This is a genomic window from Proteus sp. ZN5 (assembly GCF_011046025.1).
Classification (GTDB): Bacteria; Pseudomonadota; Gammaproteobacteria; order Enterobacterales; family Enterobacteriaceae; genus Proteus.
The window spans coordinates 550,052-565,936 of sequence record NZ_CP047639.1 but is presented as its reverse complement, the minus strand read 5'-3'; the positions used below and the strand labels follow the sequence as shown (position 1 = coordinate 565,936).

The 15,885-nt window shown below is 39.3% G+C and carries 12 protein-coding genes; 5 read left to right on the top strand and 7 right to left on the bottom strand.

The window, feature by feature from the left end; all coding sequences use genetic code 11:
* The first annotated feature begins 129 nt into the window (after positions 1–129).
* Together prlC and rsmJ are read left to right on the top strand one after the other, a co-directional pair.
* Entirely contained in the window at positions 130–2,172 is a 2,043-nt protein-coding gene (gene prlC / locus GTK47_RS02710; RefSeq protein ID WP_165122049.1) for an oligopeptidase A, read from the top strand.
* A 3-nt stretch (positions 2,173–2,175) separates the two neighbouring features.
* Positions 2,176–2,922: a 16S rRNA (guanine(1516)-N(2))-methyltransferase RsmJ gene (rsmJ, locus tag GTK47_RS02705; protein ID WP_165122048.1), complete on the top strand. Its 747-nt coding sequence runs from the start codon at positions 2,176–2,178 to the stop codon at positions 2,920–2,922.
* A gap of 77 nt (positions 2,923–2,999) precedes the next feature.
* On the opposite strand, the gene gdhA is transcribed toward rsmJ, so the two are convergent.
* Together gdhA and uspA are read right to left on the bottom strand one after the other, a co-directional pair.
* Positions 3,000–4,340 (bottom strand): NADP-specific glutamate dehydrogenase, encoded by a 1,341-nt coding sequence (gdhA, locus tag GTK47_RS02700; protein ID WP_075672585.1) that lies wholly within the window; start codon positions 4,338–4,340, stop codon positions 3,000–3,002.
* A gap of 255 nt (positions 4,341–4,595) precedes the next feature.
* Positions 4,596–5,027 (bottom strand): universal stress protein UspA, encoded by a 432-nt coding sequence (uspA, locus tag GTK47_RS02695; RefSeq protein WP_023583131.1) that lies wholly within the window; start codon positions 5,025–5,027, stop codon positions 4,596–4,598.
* A gap of 406 nt (positions 5,028–5,433) precedes the next feature.
* On the opposite strand from uspA, the gene uspB reads away from it, so the two are divergent.
* Complete coding sequence (uspB, locus tag GTK47_RS02690) at positions 5,434–5,766, top strand: universal stress protein UspB (RefSeq protein WP_075672586.1); 333 nt, start codon at positions 5,434–5,436, stop codon at positions 5,764–5,766.
* A 67-nt stretch (positions 5,767–5,833) separates the two neighbouring features.
* Here uspB and pitA read toward each other — a convergent pair whose 3' ends face one another.
* On the bottom strand, positions 5,834–7,333 hold the full coding sequence (gene pitA / locus GTK47_RS02685) for an inorganic phosphate transporter PitA (protein ID WP_165122047.1): 1,500 nt from the start codon (positions 7,331–7,333) through the stop codon (positions 5,834–5,836).
* 309 nt (positions 7,334–7,642) lie between these two features.
* Here pitA and GTK47_RS02680 point away from each other — a divergent pair, with 309 nt between their 5' ends.
* Together GTK47_RS02680 and GTK47_RS02675 are read left to right on the top strand one after the other, a co-directional pair.
* Positions 7,643–8,860: an NAD(P)/FAD-dependent oxidoreductase gene (locus GTK47_RS02680; protein ID WP_165122046.1), complete on the top strand. Its 1,218-nt coding sequence runs from the start codon at positions 7,643–7,645 to the stop codon at positions 8,858–8,860.
* A gap of 599 nt (positions 8,861–9,459) precedes the next feature.
* A complete protein-coding gene (locus GTK47_RS02675) occupies positions 9,460–10,161 on the top strand; it encodes a pirin family protein (RefSeq protein ID WP_023583128.1) in 702 nt (233 codons plus the stop codon).
* A 199-nt stretch (positions 10,162–10,360) separates the two neighbouring features.
* Here GTK47_RS02675 and pckA read toward each other — a convergent pair whose 3' ends face one another.
* The 4 genes from pckA to umoB form a co-directional block, all read right to left on the bottom strand.
* The gene (pckA, locus tag GTK47_RS02670; protein ID WP_165122045.1) at positions 10,361–11,980 is read right to left on the bottom strand and encodes a phosphoenolpyruvate carboxykinase (ATP); all 1,620 of its coding nucleotides are present in this window, start codon (positions 11,978–11,980) and stop codon (positions 10,361–10,363) included.
* A 204-nt stretch (positions 11,981–12,184) separates the two neighbouring features.
* Positions 12,185–13,069 carry an Hsp33 family molecular chaperone HslO gene (hslO, locus tag GTK47_RS02665; RefSeq protein WP_165122044.1) on the bottom strand — a complete coding sequence of 295 codons (885 nt, stop codon included), beginning with the start codon at positions 13,067–13,069 and terminating at the stop codon, positions 12,185–12,187.
* Positions 13,070–13,095: 26 nt separating this feature from the next.
* Positions 13,096–13,509, bottom strand: a complete 414-nt coding sequence (gene hslR, locus GTK47_RS02660; RefSeq protein ID WP_072068950.1) for a ribosome-associated heat shock protein Hsp15 — start codon at positions 13,507–13,509, stop codon at positions 13,096–13,098.
* Positions 13,510–13,580: 71 nt separating this feature from the next.
* Positions 13,581–15,689: a flagellar biogenesis regulator UmoB gene (gene umoB, locus GTK47_RS02655; RefSeq protein WP_165122043.1), complete on the bottom strand. Its 2,109-nt coding sequence runs from the start codon at positions 15,687–15,689 to the stop codon at positions 13,581–13,583.
* Positions 15,690–15,885 lie beyond the last annotated feature (196 nt).

Here is a 15,885-nt window from a genome sequence, read left to right as displayed (position 1 = left end):
AGTAAAACCTCCGATAATTACCGCGATACTATTGAACTTATACAGTTTCATCCTCATCTTACTATCTATAACGAATAAACTCAGTCGTGTGTTTTACGTCACTGCAAACCAAAATACAGGATGTTTTTTATGTCAAATCCATTACTTAGCACAACGGGATTACCTGCATTTTCCCTTATCAAACCAGAACATGTTGTTCCTGCACTAAAAGAAGTTTTAACCACATACCGTGAAACAGTTGAAAAATTGCTGGCTGATAATACTCAATTTACTTGGGATAACCTTTGCCAACCATTAGCAGAAACAGGCGATAAGCTTTCTCGTGTTTGGTCCCCCGTTAGCCATTTAAACTCGGTTAAAAACTGTGCTGAACTACGTGAAGCCTATGAACAAAGTTTACCGTTACTATCTGAATTCAGTACATGGATGGGACAGCACGAAGGCTTATATCAAGCTTATAAATCAATTAAAGAAAGTGCTGATTTTAATGCGTTAACTCAACCACAGAAAAAAGCGATTGAAAACGCATTACGTGACTTTGAATTATCAGGCATCGGTTTACCAAAAGAGAAACAACAACGTTTTGGTGAAATCAGTGCGCGTATGTCAGAATTAGGTGCTAAATATGGTAATAATGTATTAGATGCCACAATGGGTTGGTCTAAATTAATTACTAATGTAGAAGATTTATCAGGTATGCCTCAAAGTGCGATTGATGCCGCAAAAGCTATCGCACAAGCGAAAGAGCAAGACGGCTATCTATTAACGCTTGATATGCCAAGTTACCTTCCAGTTATGACCTATGCAGATAATCGTGAACTTAGAAAAGAGATGAGCATTGCTTATAGTACGCGTGCCTCTGATCAAGGTCCCAATGCCGGCCAGTGGGATAATAGTGAGATTATTGCTGAGATCCTCGCATTACGCCATGAACTTGCTCAATTGCTTGGTTTTAAAAACTACGCTGAAAAATCACTCGCCACTAAAATGGCAGAGTCTCCAGAGCAAGTCCTTAGTTTTTTAACTGATTTAGCACAACGCGCCCACCCGCAAGGTAAAGAAGAATTAGCTGAGCTCACTCAATTTGCAAAAGAGCACTATGGCGTTGATAAATTAGAGTCATGGGATCTGGCTTACTACAGCGAAAAGCAAAAACAACACCTGTTCTCAATCGATGATGAACAACTACGTCCTTACTTCCCAGAACAACGTGCTCTAAGCGGCTTATTTGAAGTTGTTCATCGTATCTATGGTTTAACAGCCAAAGAGCGTAACGATATCGATACTTGGCATGATGATGTCCGTTTCTTTGAGCTTTATGATGAAAGCAACACCTTACGCGGTAGCTTTTATCTTGATTTATATGCACGCGAACACAAACGTGGCGGTGCTTGGATGGATGATTGCATGGGAAGAATGCGTCATGCCGATGGCAAGCTACAACACCCTGTTGCTTATCTCACCTGTAACTTCAATAAGCCTGTAGGTGATAAACCAGCACTGTTTACTCATAATGAAGTCACCACACTGTTCCATGAGTTTGGTCATGGCTTACATCACATGTTAACGCAAATTGATACCGCTGATGTTGCTGGTATTAACGGCGTGCCTTGGGATGCCGTTGAATTACCAAGCCAATTTATGGAAAACTGGTGTTGGGAGCCTGAAGCATTAGCCTTTATTTCTGGCCATTATGAAACAGGTGAACCATTACCACAGGCAATGCTTGATAATATGCTCAAAGCAAAAAATTATCAGTCAGCGATGTTTGTATTACGCCAATTAGAATTTGGTCTGTTTGATTTCCGTTTACATGCTGAATATGATCCCGCTAAAGGGGCTCGTGTGATGGAAACCTTAACCAGTGTGAAAGAGCAAGTTTCTGTTGTTCCTTCAACACCTTGGGCGCGATTCCCTCATGCCTTTAGCCATATCTTTGCTGGTGGCTATGCCGCAGGTTATTACAGCTATTTATGGGCGGATGTCCTGGCTGCTGATGCCTTCTCTCGTTTCTCTGAAGAAGGTATTTTTAACCGCGAAACAGGTCAATCATTCCTTGATAATATTTTAACTCGTGGTGGTTCAGAAGAGCCAATGGAGCTGTTCAAACGCTTCCGTGGTCGTGAACCAAAACTTGATGCTATGCTCAAAGGCTACGGCATTAAAGGATGATATGTGAATATCTGTTTACTTTGTGAAGAAGGCGCTGATAACAGCGCCTTATCTGATTTAGCGCAACGTTGGGGATTAGTTCACGACGAAACGCAAATCATGGCTTTAGTGTTAACGCCTACTCACCTTGAATTACGCAAACAAGATGAACCTAAATTAGGGGGCATCTATGTCGATTTCGTAGAAGGCACCATGGCACATCGTCGTAAATTTGGCGGTGGTCGAGGTGAGGCGGTGGCAAAAGCTGTAGGGATCAAAAAAGACTATCTACCCGATGTTGTTGATGCAACAGCAGGACTTGGTCGTGATGCGTTTGTATTAGCATCTATTGGTTGCAAAGTCAGAATGGTAGAACGTCACCCAGTCGTTGCAGCATTACTTGAAGACGGACTAAAACGTGCCTATCTAGATACTGACATTGGCGAATGGATGCAAGAGAGAATGATATTAATTCATGCCTCTTCTGCTCAAGCACTCACTGAGATCACGCCGCCTCCTGATGTCGTCTATCTTGATCCGATGTATCCACATAAGGCCAAAAGCGCATTAGTAAAAAAAGAGATGCGAGTGTTTCAGTCTTTAGTGGGTGCTGATGAAGATGCAGATGCATTACTCGAACCAGCAATCACTTTGGCGAAAAAACGTGTCGTCGTAAAACGCCCCGATTATGCAGAGCCATTAAATAATCAGCCTGCACATGCCAATGTAACAACCAAAAATCACCGTTTTGATATTTATCCTTGTGTGTAACCACTTACATACTAGGGAAAAATAAATTAGATTTGAAATCTGACGGGTGTTTAACACCCGTTCAGAATAGGTACAATTTACAGCACACCTTGTGCCAGCATTGCATCAGCGACTTTAACAAAGCCTGCAATGTTTGCACCTTGAATATAATTAGTCTGCTTACCTTCACCACCGTAATTCACACAAGCATGGTGAATATCTAACATGATGTGATGTAAGCGAGCATCCACTTTCTCTGCTTTCCAGCTTAAACGTGCCGCATTCTGCGCCATCTCTAAACCAGAAGTTGCAACACCACCCGCATTAGCTGCTTTACCTGGTGCAAAAAGGACACCCGCTTCGATAAAGGCATCAGTTGCTGCAATTGTTGTTGGCATATTTGCGCCTTCAGCAACGGCTTTAACACCATTTTTGATAAGTACTTTGGCTGCTTCTAAATCTAACTCGTTTTGTGTTGCACAAGGCAAAGCAATATCAACAGGAACAGCCCAAGGTTGTTGCCCCTCAAGATACGTTAAACCAAACTCTTTCGCGTACTCTTCAACACGACCGTAATTATTTTTAATTTCAGTGAGACGAGCTAGTTTCTCAGTAGTAAATCCAGCTTCATCAACCACAGTGCCACCTGAATCTGATGCAGTGATGACTTTAGCACCTAACTCTAAACATTTTTCGATAGTGAACTGTGCAACGTTACCTGCGCCAGAAACCGCCACACGCATTCCCTCAAGAGACATACCATGACGTTTAAGCATCGCGTTAGTAAAGTAAACTAAACCGTACCCAGTGGCTTCTGGGCGGATTAAACTGCCTCCGAATGAAAGGCCTTTACCTGTAAAGACACATTCATTGCTATTAGACAGCTTTTTCATCATACCTGCCATAAAGCCAACTTCTCGTGCACCCACACCAATATCACCAGCAGGAACATCCGTATTGGCGCCTAAATGGCGATAAAGTTCAGTCATTAATGCCTGACAAAAACGCATAACTTCCCCATGACTTTTGCCTTTAGGGTTAAAATCAGAACCTCCTTTGGCTCCTCCCATCGGTAATGTAGTTAATGCATTTTTAAATGTTTGCTCAAAACCTAAGAATTTTAGGATGGAAAGGTTCACTGATGGGTGAAAACGCATACCACCTTTGTAAGGGCCAATGGCTGAGTTAAATTGAATGCGCCATGCACGGTTAACCTGCACTTGCCCTTTATCATCTAACCAACAGACGCGAAACTGAATAATACGTTCAGGCTCAACTAAGCGCTCAAGTAATGATTGTTCACGATATTGTGGGTTTTTCTCTAAAAAAGGCCACAAAGTGGTAAAAACTTCACGAACCGCCTGATGATACTCAGGCTGATGAGCGTTATATTTTTCTACCCCTTCTAAAAACGAAGATAATGAGCCAGATATATTCATTCAGCTATTCCTTTTTTGTGTAATGTGATGTTGGCATAACCTCATTTATTCGGAATATTTTTGGGTTTTGTGAGGTTGATGTTGTTTTGCTTCTTGAATATATCATTAAAATGTATTCACACTTCAAGACATTTTTTTCATAATTAGACAAAAAAAAAAGGTTGACTCTATTTAACAGCAGGAAAAATGGGAATTTTAGGCAAAAAAATACCTGCATAAGCAGGCATTTTTTTTGCTTAAACAAGCAAACGATTATTATTCATCATCTTTCAGAGGAACAATTAGCATATCAACATGCACAGTATTAATTAGTTGGCGTGCTGATGACATCAATTTGCTCCAGAAGTCTTGGTGATGACCGCAAACGACTAAATCCATATCGTATTTCTTAATCGCATCAACCAGAACTTGACCTAAATCACCGCTACCACTCAGGGTTTCCTGAATTTCATAACCTGATTTATCAGAGAGGTCTTTTAACGCGTTACGGGTTTCATCAGTAATACGTTGTTGCATATCACCGAGGTTGACATCAATTAGACCGGTATAAAGATCAGAGTAGTTAACATCAACGTGAATTAAGGAAACTTTGGCATTATAGGGTTTTGCCATAGATACAGCTTTCTGTACTAAGACGTTACTCTCAGGGGATAAATCAACTGCCACTAGAATATGCTTATAAGCCATCGTGAACTCCTTCCATAAGCTGATTAATCGGTTGGAAAGGCGGTTAAGCCTAAATCCTATGTATTAAATATAACGTTTTAAGATGAAAGTTAGATGCCGTCTTGATCACAACTTATGTCAAATTCATCAAGAAAGCATCTATCGATAAATAACAATATACACCATTTTAGATTAGCACGATGTCATTCACCGACAATATCATCATAATAATGAGAATTGAGTATAAAAAACAACAAAAACACCCTTTTAGAGTTATTTTTTATCTTTTTTTCTGAAAAAGGAAACAACTTGAAAAAGTCACTTTTGTTTATTGCTTAATTTCACCTAAACTTAAATTAGAGAAAAAAGTAACCCTTGTTGGTAAAGGTTTTCTCATCTCAGAATCTATTATTCTAGGGAGGGGATTATGTTTAATGTCATTGTTGTCTTTTGGGCGCTATGTATTCTTTGCCTGATTAATATGGTGCGTTATTTCTCATCTATTCGGGTATTACTCACCATATTGCGCCAATCTGATCCTTTACTCTACCAATCGGTAGATGGCAATGGATTTTTTACTATGCATGGGCAATTTTCAAAACAGTTGCGACTTATCCGCTATATTAACCAACGCCAATACATCAACCATCATAATCCTGAAGTTATTATGCGTTGCGAGCGAATTTATCGGCAATTTTATCTTGTCAGCCGTTTTTGTATTTTGGCTGTCGCAAGTTTAATTGCGATGCTTTTCTGGTAGTGACAAAAACAAAAAAACGGTGACTAAAAGTCACCGTTTATAAACAAACTTGGGTAATTTACTGTTATCAGCTATTCACAATAAATGTCAGCGATATCCAATAAAGTAAACCTGATAAACCAATGCTAACTGGTAATGTTAAGATCCAAGCCAGTGCAATGTTTTTCACTGTCTTCGTTTGAACACCACCACCATCAACAATCATAGTACCTGCAACTGCAGATGATAAAACTTGTGTTGTTGATACAGGCATACCCGTATAACTTGCTACACCGATGGAAACTGCTGCTGTTACCTGAGCAGAAACCCCTTGAGCGTAAGTCATACCTTTTTTACCAATCTTCTCACCAATTGTTACTGCAACGCGTTTCCAACCTACCATTGTCCCAATAGAGAGCGCTAATGCCACTGCGATAATGATCCAAATTGGAGCATATTCCACGGTGTTTAGCAGGTCACGACTCAATGTTTTTAAGAACCGTGCATCTTGGGCGCTAGTTTCTGGTAATTTAGCCACTTCTGTTGCGGTATCAGCGATACACATAAGTAATCGACGCATTTGAGCACGCTGGTCTGCTGTTAGCTCATCATAAGAGCTAATATTTGCAAGCATTTGTTCTGTTTGATTCAGAACAATTGGCGTTCTCGCGCTATTACAATGGAAATCTGTATCACTAGCATCAGCTTGTGCTGGTACTACTGGTGTGTTCTCAATAGCATGCTGTAGCGCTGGCTGGTGTTTCTCATAATATTGTTGTAAGTGTACAACTGCATCATGAGTTTTGGTGATATCGTATCCGCTCGCACTCATATTGACGACAAAGCCCGCAGGCACCACGCCAATTAATACCAACATGATAAGACCGATACCTTTCTGCCCATCATTTGCACCATGAGAGAAACTTACTCCAACTGCAGATAAAATCAGTGCAGTACGAGTCCAAAATGGCGGCTTACGCTTACCATCTTGCTTCTCACGTTCAGCTGGTGTCAGGTGAATACGGCGACGTTTTTTCGTACCACTCCAGTAACGACGTAGTAAGAAAATCATCGCGCCCGCAATAACCAAGCCGATAATAGGTGAAAGAATGAGCGACAGGAAGATACTGATCATTTTAGGTACGTTTAACGCATCAACGATAGACGAATCTGTCACGATAGCATTTGTTAAACCAATACCAATGATAGCACCTATCAGCGTATGTGAACTTGATGCTGGAATACCGAAATACCATGTACCTAAGTTCCAGATAATGGCGGCTAACAGCAACGAGAAGACCATGGCGAGGCCATGAGCCGAGCTCACATTCAGCAGAAGATCTGTCGGTAACAAGTGAACGATAGCATAAGCTACGCTCAATCCACCGAGCAAAACTCCAAGGAAGTTAAATACACCCGCCATCACGACCGCAAATTGCGCACGCATAGCACGAGTATAAATAACAGTTGCTACCGCATTTGCGGTATCATGGAAGCCGTTAATAGCTTCATAAAATAGCACAAATAACAGTGCTAAAACCAACATTAAACCTGTATGAAATTCTAGGTCAGTAAACAAATGTAGCATAGACGTTAAGCCAGTTAGTTGGACATGAACGCGGCGCATTATCAGCGACAAATGCGAACGGTGGAAGCGAAATTTAACCTTTTTTTGATTTGATAACTAAGAAAATCAGAGTCTTTTTAAGATAATTCCTTATATATCATTAAATTAATAAAAATAAAAAAAAAGTAAATTTCTGACAATTTTTTTCCTTGCTAATACGAATTTAGGTGAAAAATGCAGATTTCTCCATATAATTTTACAAAAATACTCTGATCTTACGCGAAAATCATTGATTAAGTAGTCAGAGAAAACCAAGAACGAGACATCATTGTGGGATCATACGATACAGTAATTATAGGTGCAGGTGCCGCGGGGCTTTTTTGTGCGTCTTTAGCAGGACAAGCAGGATTATCTGTTTTAGTCCTCGATAATGGTAAAAAAGCAGGCCGTAAAATTCTAATGTCAGGTGGTGGACGTTGTAATTTCACCAATATGTATATCGAACCTTCGGCGTATTTATCAGAGAATCCACATTTCTGTAAGTCAGCACTTGCTCGCTATACACAATGGGATTTTATTGAGTTAGTGCAAAAACATAACATCGCTTACCATGAAAAAACGCTAGGGCAGCTATTTTGTGATGATTCAGCGCAACAAATTGTTGATTTATTACTCACGGAGTGCCAAAAAGGGAAAGTAAGTGTTCGCTTACGTAGTGAAGTCTCGCAAATTGAGAAAACAGATGTAGGCTTTACTGTTTTTGTTGATGGAAAAGCTATTGCAACGCCTTCGGTGGTTATTGCCAGTGGCGGTCTTTCTATGCCCGGTTTAGGTGCCACCCCTTTTGGCTATAAAGTTGCAGAGCAATTTGGGCTTTCAGTTTTACCAACACGCGCAGGATTGGTTCCTTTTACATTGCATAAACCTCAACTTGAGCAATTAAGTCAGCTATCTGGCGTAGCTGTACCTGCAATTGTAACAGCAAAGAATGGAACGAGTTTTAAAGAGAACATTCTTTTCACTCACCGTGGTCTTTCAGGGCCAGCTATTTTGCAAATCTCTAGTTATTGGCAACCGGGTGAGTATGTGAGTATTAACTTACTTCCGAATATTGATCTTGAAAGCCATCTACAAGAAAAACGTCAAGAGCATCCGAATCAATCATTAAAAAATACGCTTTCTCGCTTATTACCAAAGCGCTTTATTGAAATAATGATAGAAAATAAACAGTTACCTGATGTTTCTTTGACTCAACTTAGTAACGAACGTATTACACAAATTGCAACGTTACTACAAGAATGGCAAGTTCAGCCCAATGGTACTGAAGGATATCGTACCGCAGAAGTCACTCTGGGTGGCGTAGATACTCGTGCCCTTTCCTCTAAAACAATGGAAGCCACAAAAATAAAAGGACTCTATTTTATTGGTGAAGTAGTTGATGTAACAGGCTGGTTAGGTGGATATAACTTCCAGTGGGCATGGAGTTCAGCTTATGCCTGTGCACAGAGCCTTATCTCTACACCAAAATCAACTGTTGTTGAGCAATAATAAATAAATTTGCCAATATTAAAGTTATAAATATTGGCTTTATAATTCTTTAAACTTATAAGTCATACATAATAAAAACCAGCCATCATCAATCAGTGATGGCTTTTTCTTCTTGTATTACTCGGTAGCGATTCAAAATACCTTATTCCCCTTCCTTTTCTCTGGTTTTATGCCACATTTTTTCTTCTTTTTTCTATAAATGACCCCATAAAGAATATTGTTAACTATTTGGTTATATTAATGTTTTAAAAAATTATTAAAATAAAATAACTCGTTAATCAGTAAGTTAAGATTTTTTTGACTCTTTTTTCTAATTTGCTTAAAAAAAGGGCTTTACAAATGATACTGAGAACTATTATCATCAATAACACTTTCAGATGCACCACCTTCAGGGTCATATGAAAGAACGACATTGCTCACATTGCTTCCAGTGTTTTACTTTAGCCAGCCGGGTGCTGGCTTTTTCTTTTCTAAAACTTATTCGATGTTTTTGTTTCCTCTTATTCAAATTATTTGGATCCCCAGGTTAAATTCCTCCGCTTTTTTACTTTGCGCTATTGAGTAAACTGTGTTCAACAACTTCAGAGAAGGAACACATTATGATTTATCTACGCAAAGCAAATGAAAGAGGACACGCTAATCATGGTTGGCTAGATAGCTGGCATACCTTCTCTTTCGCAAATTATTACGATCGTGATTTTATGGGATTTTCTGCATTACGAGTCATTAATGAAGATCGCGTCATCCCCGGTGAAGGTTTTGGTACTCATCCACACAAAGACATGGAAATTTTAACCTATGTTCTTGAAGGCAATATTGAGCATAAAGACAGCATGGGTAATAAAGAAAATGTTCCCGCAGGTGAGTTTCAAATAATGAGTGCAGGTACAGGTATTACTCACTCAGAATATAATCCGAATAGTGATAAAGGACTGCATTTTTACCAAATTTGGATTATGCCAAATACCGTCGGTATCACACCACGTTACGATCAGCGCCGTTTTGATACGACAGTGAGTAAACAGCTTATTTTATCGCCAGATGCCCGTGATGGCTCTTTAAAAGTCTTCCAAGATATGACGCTATGGCGCTGGAACCTGAAAAAAGGTGAAGAAGCACAATATCAAGCCGAAGCGGGTCGCCATGTTTGGCTACAAGTTGTGAAAGGTAAAATAACGATTAATGACATTATTGCGACCACCAGTGATGGTGTAGCAATTGCTAATGAAGATATGATCCGTTTCGTTGGTGATGAAGATAGTGAAATTTTACTGTTTGATTTACCTCCTGTAACAGCATAGTTGGGCAACCACCCTCTAAAGTCACTTTTTCTCTAATAAACTATTTCACTTTATTTTTCTATTCCCTGAAATCTTCTCGCATTTCAGGGATTTTTTTCTCATTTTTTTGTCTTAACGCTCTCAAATAAAAAACACCAAAATCACATCCTGTGAGTTTGGTGTTTTTATTCACGCTATATTTTATTCACGCGAATAGTAATTAACGTTTTGGTCCAACTTTAGTCAGTGCTTGACCCGCTGGGGTATCCGTATATTTATCGAAGTTTTTCACAAAGCGATCGGCAAGATCGTCTGCTTTAGTATCCCATTGTGTTTTATCAGTATAGGTATCACGAGGATCTAAGATTTCGCTGTTAACGCCAGGCAATGCTGTTGGGATCTCTAAATCAAATACTGGTAATGTTTTCATCGGTGCTTTATCAATATCACCATTTAAGATGGCATCAATAATCGCGCGTGTATCTTTAATTGAAATACGCTTACCTGTACCGTTCCAACCTGTATTAACCAAGTAGGCTTTTGCGCCTGATGCTTGCATACGTTTTACCAATACTTCAGCGTACTGTGTTGGATGCAGAGATAAGAATGCCGCACCAAAACAAGCAGAGAACGTTGGCGTTGGTTCTGTCACACCACGTTCAGTTCCCGCAAGTTTAGCCGTGAAACCTGATAAAAAGTGGTATTGCGTCTGTTCTGGTGTTAAACGTGAAACAGGAGGTAACACACCAAAAGCATCCGCTGTTAAGAAAATAACTTTCTTAGCGTGACCTGCTTTGGAAACGGGTTTAACGATATTATCGATATGATAAATAGGGTAAGAAACGCGGGTGTTTTCTGTTTTCGAGCCATCGTCGAAATCAACAGAGCCGTCAGATAACACAACCACGTTTTCTAACAGTGCATCACGTTTAATTGCACCATAAATATCGGGTTCAGCTTCTTTTGATAAGTGGATTGTTTTTGCATAACAGCCACCTTCAAAGTTAAACACACCGTCATCATCCCAACCATGTTCATCATCACCAATTAGCTTACGCTTAGGATCGGTTGAAAGAGTTGTTTTACCAGTGCCAGATAGACCAAAGAAAATAGCAACATCACCACTTTCGCCAACGTTTGCGGAGCAGTGCATAGAAGCCATACCTTTAAGAGGAAGGAAGTAGTTCATCATAGAGAACATACCTTTCTTCATCTCGCCGCCGTACCAAGTACCACCAATTAACTGAATGCGTTCAGTTAAATTGAAAGCAACGAAGTTTTCTGAATTCAGACCTTGTGCCTTCCAATTTGGATTTGTACATTTCGCTCCGTTCATCACAATGAAGTCTGGTGTGAAATTTTCCAGCTCTTCTTGTTCAGGACGAATAAACATATTTTTAACAAAATGCGCTTGCCAAGCAACTTCTGTGATAAAACGCACTTTTAAACGTGTGTCTGCATTCGCACCACAAAATGCATCGACAACAAACAAACGTTTGCCTGATAGCTGATTGGTTACTAATGATTTTAAGTCAGTCCACACTTCTTGTGAAAGTGGCTTATTATCGTTCTTACCTTTACCCTGATCTGCCCACCATACGGTGTCACGAGTAACATCATCACGAACAATGTATTTATCTTTCGGAGAACGTCCAGTAAATATACCTGTATCAACAGCAATAGCGCCTAACGAGGTTTGTGTGCCTCGCTCATAACCTGTTAATCCTGGCTTGGTTTCTTCATTAAATAACAGCTCGTAGCTTGGGTTATAAATGATTTCACTCGTGTCCTTAATACCGTACTGCTGGAGATCCTTAGGGGTAAGACCTTTAACGCTCATAGTTTCGCTCCTGATAAATAGACCTTTCTACGAATAATATTAAGGTGTTACGAGTAATTAACAGCGATTGTTATCAATATTTTGAAAATTTATAATTTTTTTATGTTAAGAACGAGAGCTAATGCACAAAACTAAAGAAATATTGTTGAATAAAAAAGGACGCAAAATAGCGTCCTTTGGATAAAACAGTCTTGCTAAATCGAATCAGTGCAATTCAGATTCATCCAACTTATTGATATTATTAATATCATTCTCTGTGAAGATGTAATGTGTTCCACAATACTCACATTCCATATCAATATTTCCCTGTTCTTGCAACAGATGGTTCACATCTTCTTTCGACAATGTTACTAATGTATTTTCACAACGTTCACGCGAACAAGTGCAATGAAATTCAACAAGTTGAGGATCATAAAGAGTGACATCTTCTTCGTGATATAAGCGATGTAAGATCTCTTTAGTATCTAGCGTAAATAGCTCTTCAGCTTTTATTGTATGTGTTAACTGTGTGAGCAATTCAAAATGTTCAGCAGTATGCTCTGCGGTGAATTCTTCTGATGCTGGCAATACTTGTAATAACATACCCGCCGCGGCTGGCTTGCCCGCTTGCATTCCACTACGAATAAATACGCGTGTAGGTAACTGTTCTGATTGCTTAAAGTAGTTATCAATGCAGGCTTCAATAGTTTCACCATCAAGAGCAACAATACCTTGATAACGTTCACCTTTTTCAGGTGTTACCGTGATGACCATAAAACCATTCCCGATCATCTCTTTTAAGGTACTCCCAGCTTTAACATCATCTCCAATACGCGCAACACCACGCATCTGTTGATTGTTATTTCCATTGATCACTGCCAGTCGTACAGGGCCATCACCTTGTATTTGAACCGTAATATCGCCTTCAAATTTAAGCGTAGCTGTTAACAAACTAGTAGCCACCAGCAAATCACCCAGAAGGTGTTGAACTGGCTCAGGATAATGGTGATTCTCAAGCATTGATTGATAGGTTTCAGTCACATTGACCAATTCGCCACGTACCGCGTTTTTTTCGAATAAAAAACGTGATAAAGAGTCTTTTTTAGACATGATTTTCTCTCATTTCAGGGAATCGGTTAATCCGATTCTTGTAAATTTGTCTGTTTGAAGCGAAGTAAGGTGCGTCTTTCCTTTTTATCGGGACGACGTTCAGGATGAGGCATAGTTAACGCATTCATTTTTCTTGCCAGAGCAATTTTTTCTCTTTTAGCAATACTCTCTGGTGTTTCACAATAAAGTGCCTGAGCTTGGGTAGCACCTTGTCGTTGTGAACTTACCATAAGAATGGTTACCGTCCGTTCATCATTACCTTGTCGTAGGCGTATTTCAGCACCCTCTTCAACGATTTTACTTGGTTTGCCTCTCACACCATTGTAGTGAACTTTGCCACCTTCAATCATTGTGCGAGCGATTGCGCGCGTTTTATAGAAACGTGCAGCCCAAAGCCATTTATCTAAACGGACGCCACTTTCTTGCGATGGTTGACTCATCCCTTTCTCCTTAACTTCAACTTCTTTATGAAGGCGATAGTGTAAACACATAGCCTTCCACAACAAGGGACTTACTGAGGAGGGCGATAAAAACAGTGCTCATAGTAGAGACTGATTTTATTCATGCGTTGGTTATTTTGTCGCCGACGCCGGATGATAAGAAATAGGTTCAATATTAAGAACCCAATAGCGATAAACAATAACAACGTATTACCGATGTAATATAACATCGTCATCGAATCAGGCAGGCTATGTAAAAATATCTGTAACGTACCATTCGCATCAACAACCATGCTGGTTATTACGCCACCTGTATCAAAAGGTGTATGTAATAAAATATCGGATAAACGTTGTAGTTCTCGCCACTGTTCTAACGGAGTAGGTTCAAACACAGAGTTTGAACTTGAAGCGTAATCAACAAGCTGTTTTCTTTCATCACTGATTAACAGCACACCACCTGGTGGAGGACTATTTAACAGTATTGCGGCTTTATCTATTTCTCGGTAGATAAAAGAAGATGTGGTGGTGTCGATAAGCTTTTCCAAGGCCTCAGCACTCACAGCACGCAATAAAACATTGGTTCCGGTTAATTTACCACTTTCAGCTCGTTGAATTAATGCTGCCCAATCATTGACGTTACTTAAGTTCACTAACGCCATTTTAAGGCGAATACACTCATTTTCTCTTGGACATAAATCCTGTGTTTTCAACACAATGCCATCGAAGTTATCTAGCAGATTCATTCCAGATTTAGTAATCGCTTGACCTAAACTTGGATTAACTCGGTTATTAGAAACAGGATGTAGTTGTTCTTCAACCATATGCAATAATGCGGCAGCTTTTTCTATCGTGCTCGACTCAGGCATTGGCATCGGATTACTGTTATTCCAATAAATCCCAGAGCAATCGAAAGGTGCAAAAATCGTTTTATTATTCTTACTTGATAAATTAGGTGGCATGTAACACATCCCAACCCCTTTCGCTTGAATAATATCTCCGACATGCAAATCAGTTGTTTCTAACTCAGTAAAATTGGTGACTAAATGAGGTTCTGTATCTTTAAGCCATGAAAAACTGAGTTTCATTGAAAGAGAAAGAGGTTGATAGAGATACAACATGCCAATAATAAACAGGCTCCAGAAAACGAAAATAATATTTTTAATATAGCGTTTATATGGATAATTTTTTTCTTCATCATGCAATGAAAGGTAATTTCCTTGTTTTACAACATGATGACTTGGATACATTTCTAAATAAGTCACCTTATCAATATCGCTTTGAATATAAGGCTCCCAATGAGGTGGATAGACAAGATCAATCCCCCCTAAAGAAACATTTTTTACCTGCCCATGATCAAAGTTACCAAAAAGTCCCCAGCGCTTTAAACGTCCTTTAAAGCAATGGATTTCTTGTTTACGTGGCTTGATTAAAGGGTTGTGGATCAGAAAAACACCAACAGCTAGAAAAGCACCACCGGTCGCTAAAATCCAAGGAAGAAAAACTTGAGGCATCATTAAGGCTGTTAGGCACAAAGTAAGCCCTATACAAATAAAAGAGCCATCCCAAAAACCAGATGAGTTATGTAATCGATATTCTTCGTTTGTTTCTTCTCGGATTTGTAATAAGTGAGCCGCATCACCTTCATTCTTTTGAATTGTTGATGAACCATTTGCCAAGATAGGCTCAGAAAGCTGCTTTAAACTTAAAGCAGAAAAATGAATTTTTTCATCTTTTAAAAAATGGCCATTCACACCAACTACTATGGGGATCGAGGGAGTGCAGACAACATCAAGGACGTTTTCTTGCTGAAGATAAGGAACAAGCAGTGGGGGAATATGAATTTCTACAGCATCAATATAGTAACGCCAATGATTTAATCCTTCACTAGAACCAGCAAAGCGATTAACGATATTTCTTAATGTAGTAACGACTTCGCCTTTAACAGGCATGTCAGGAAAGTTTTGTAATGAATAGCCAGAAGAGAAATCAGAGGTACCAAAATAAGATAAATAATCACTAATAAGCCCATAGTCATCAGAAGTGAGCTTGCGATAAGTAGGTTTAGCGAGGGATGGGAGATGATGTGAGCCATCAAGCCGCCTTCTTTTAAAGAATAGAAAGGCGGCCATTATAAATAGGCTTATCATCAAGATAGCCAATATAATGACTGATAATCTCATTTTTTCCCCATGCTTATACTGATGCTGCGTAGTAACAATAACAAATTTAAAACCCTGCCTAACATAAGGCAATTCCTATTCTTTTGTTCTATTTTTTATTTAAATACAATAGATTATATTTTTGCTGCCGCGTTATAATTTATATCTCTTATCAAGTTTATATCCGCTAACAATGCTATCTTCGGGTAAAATAACG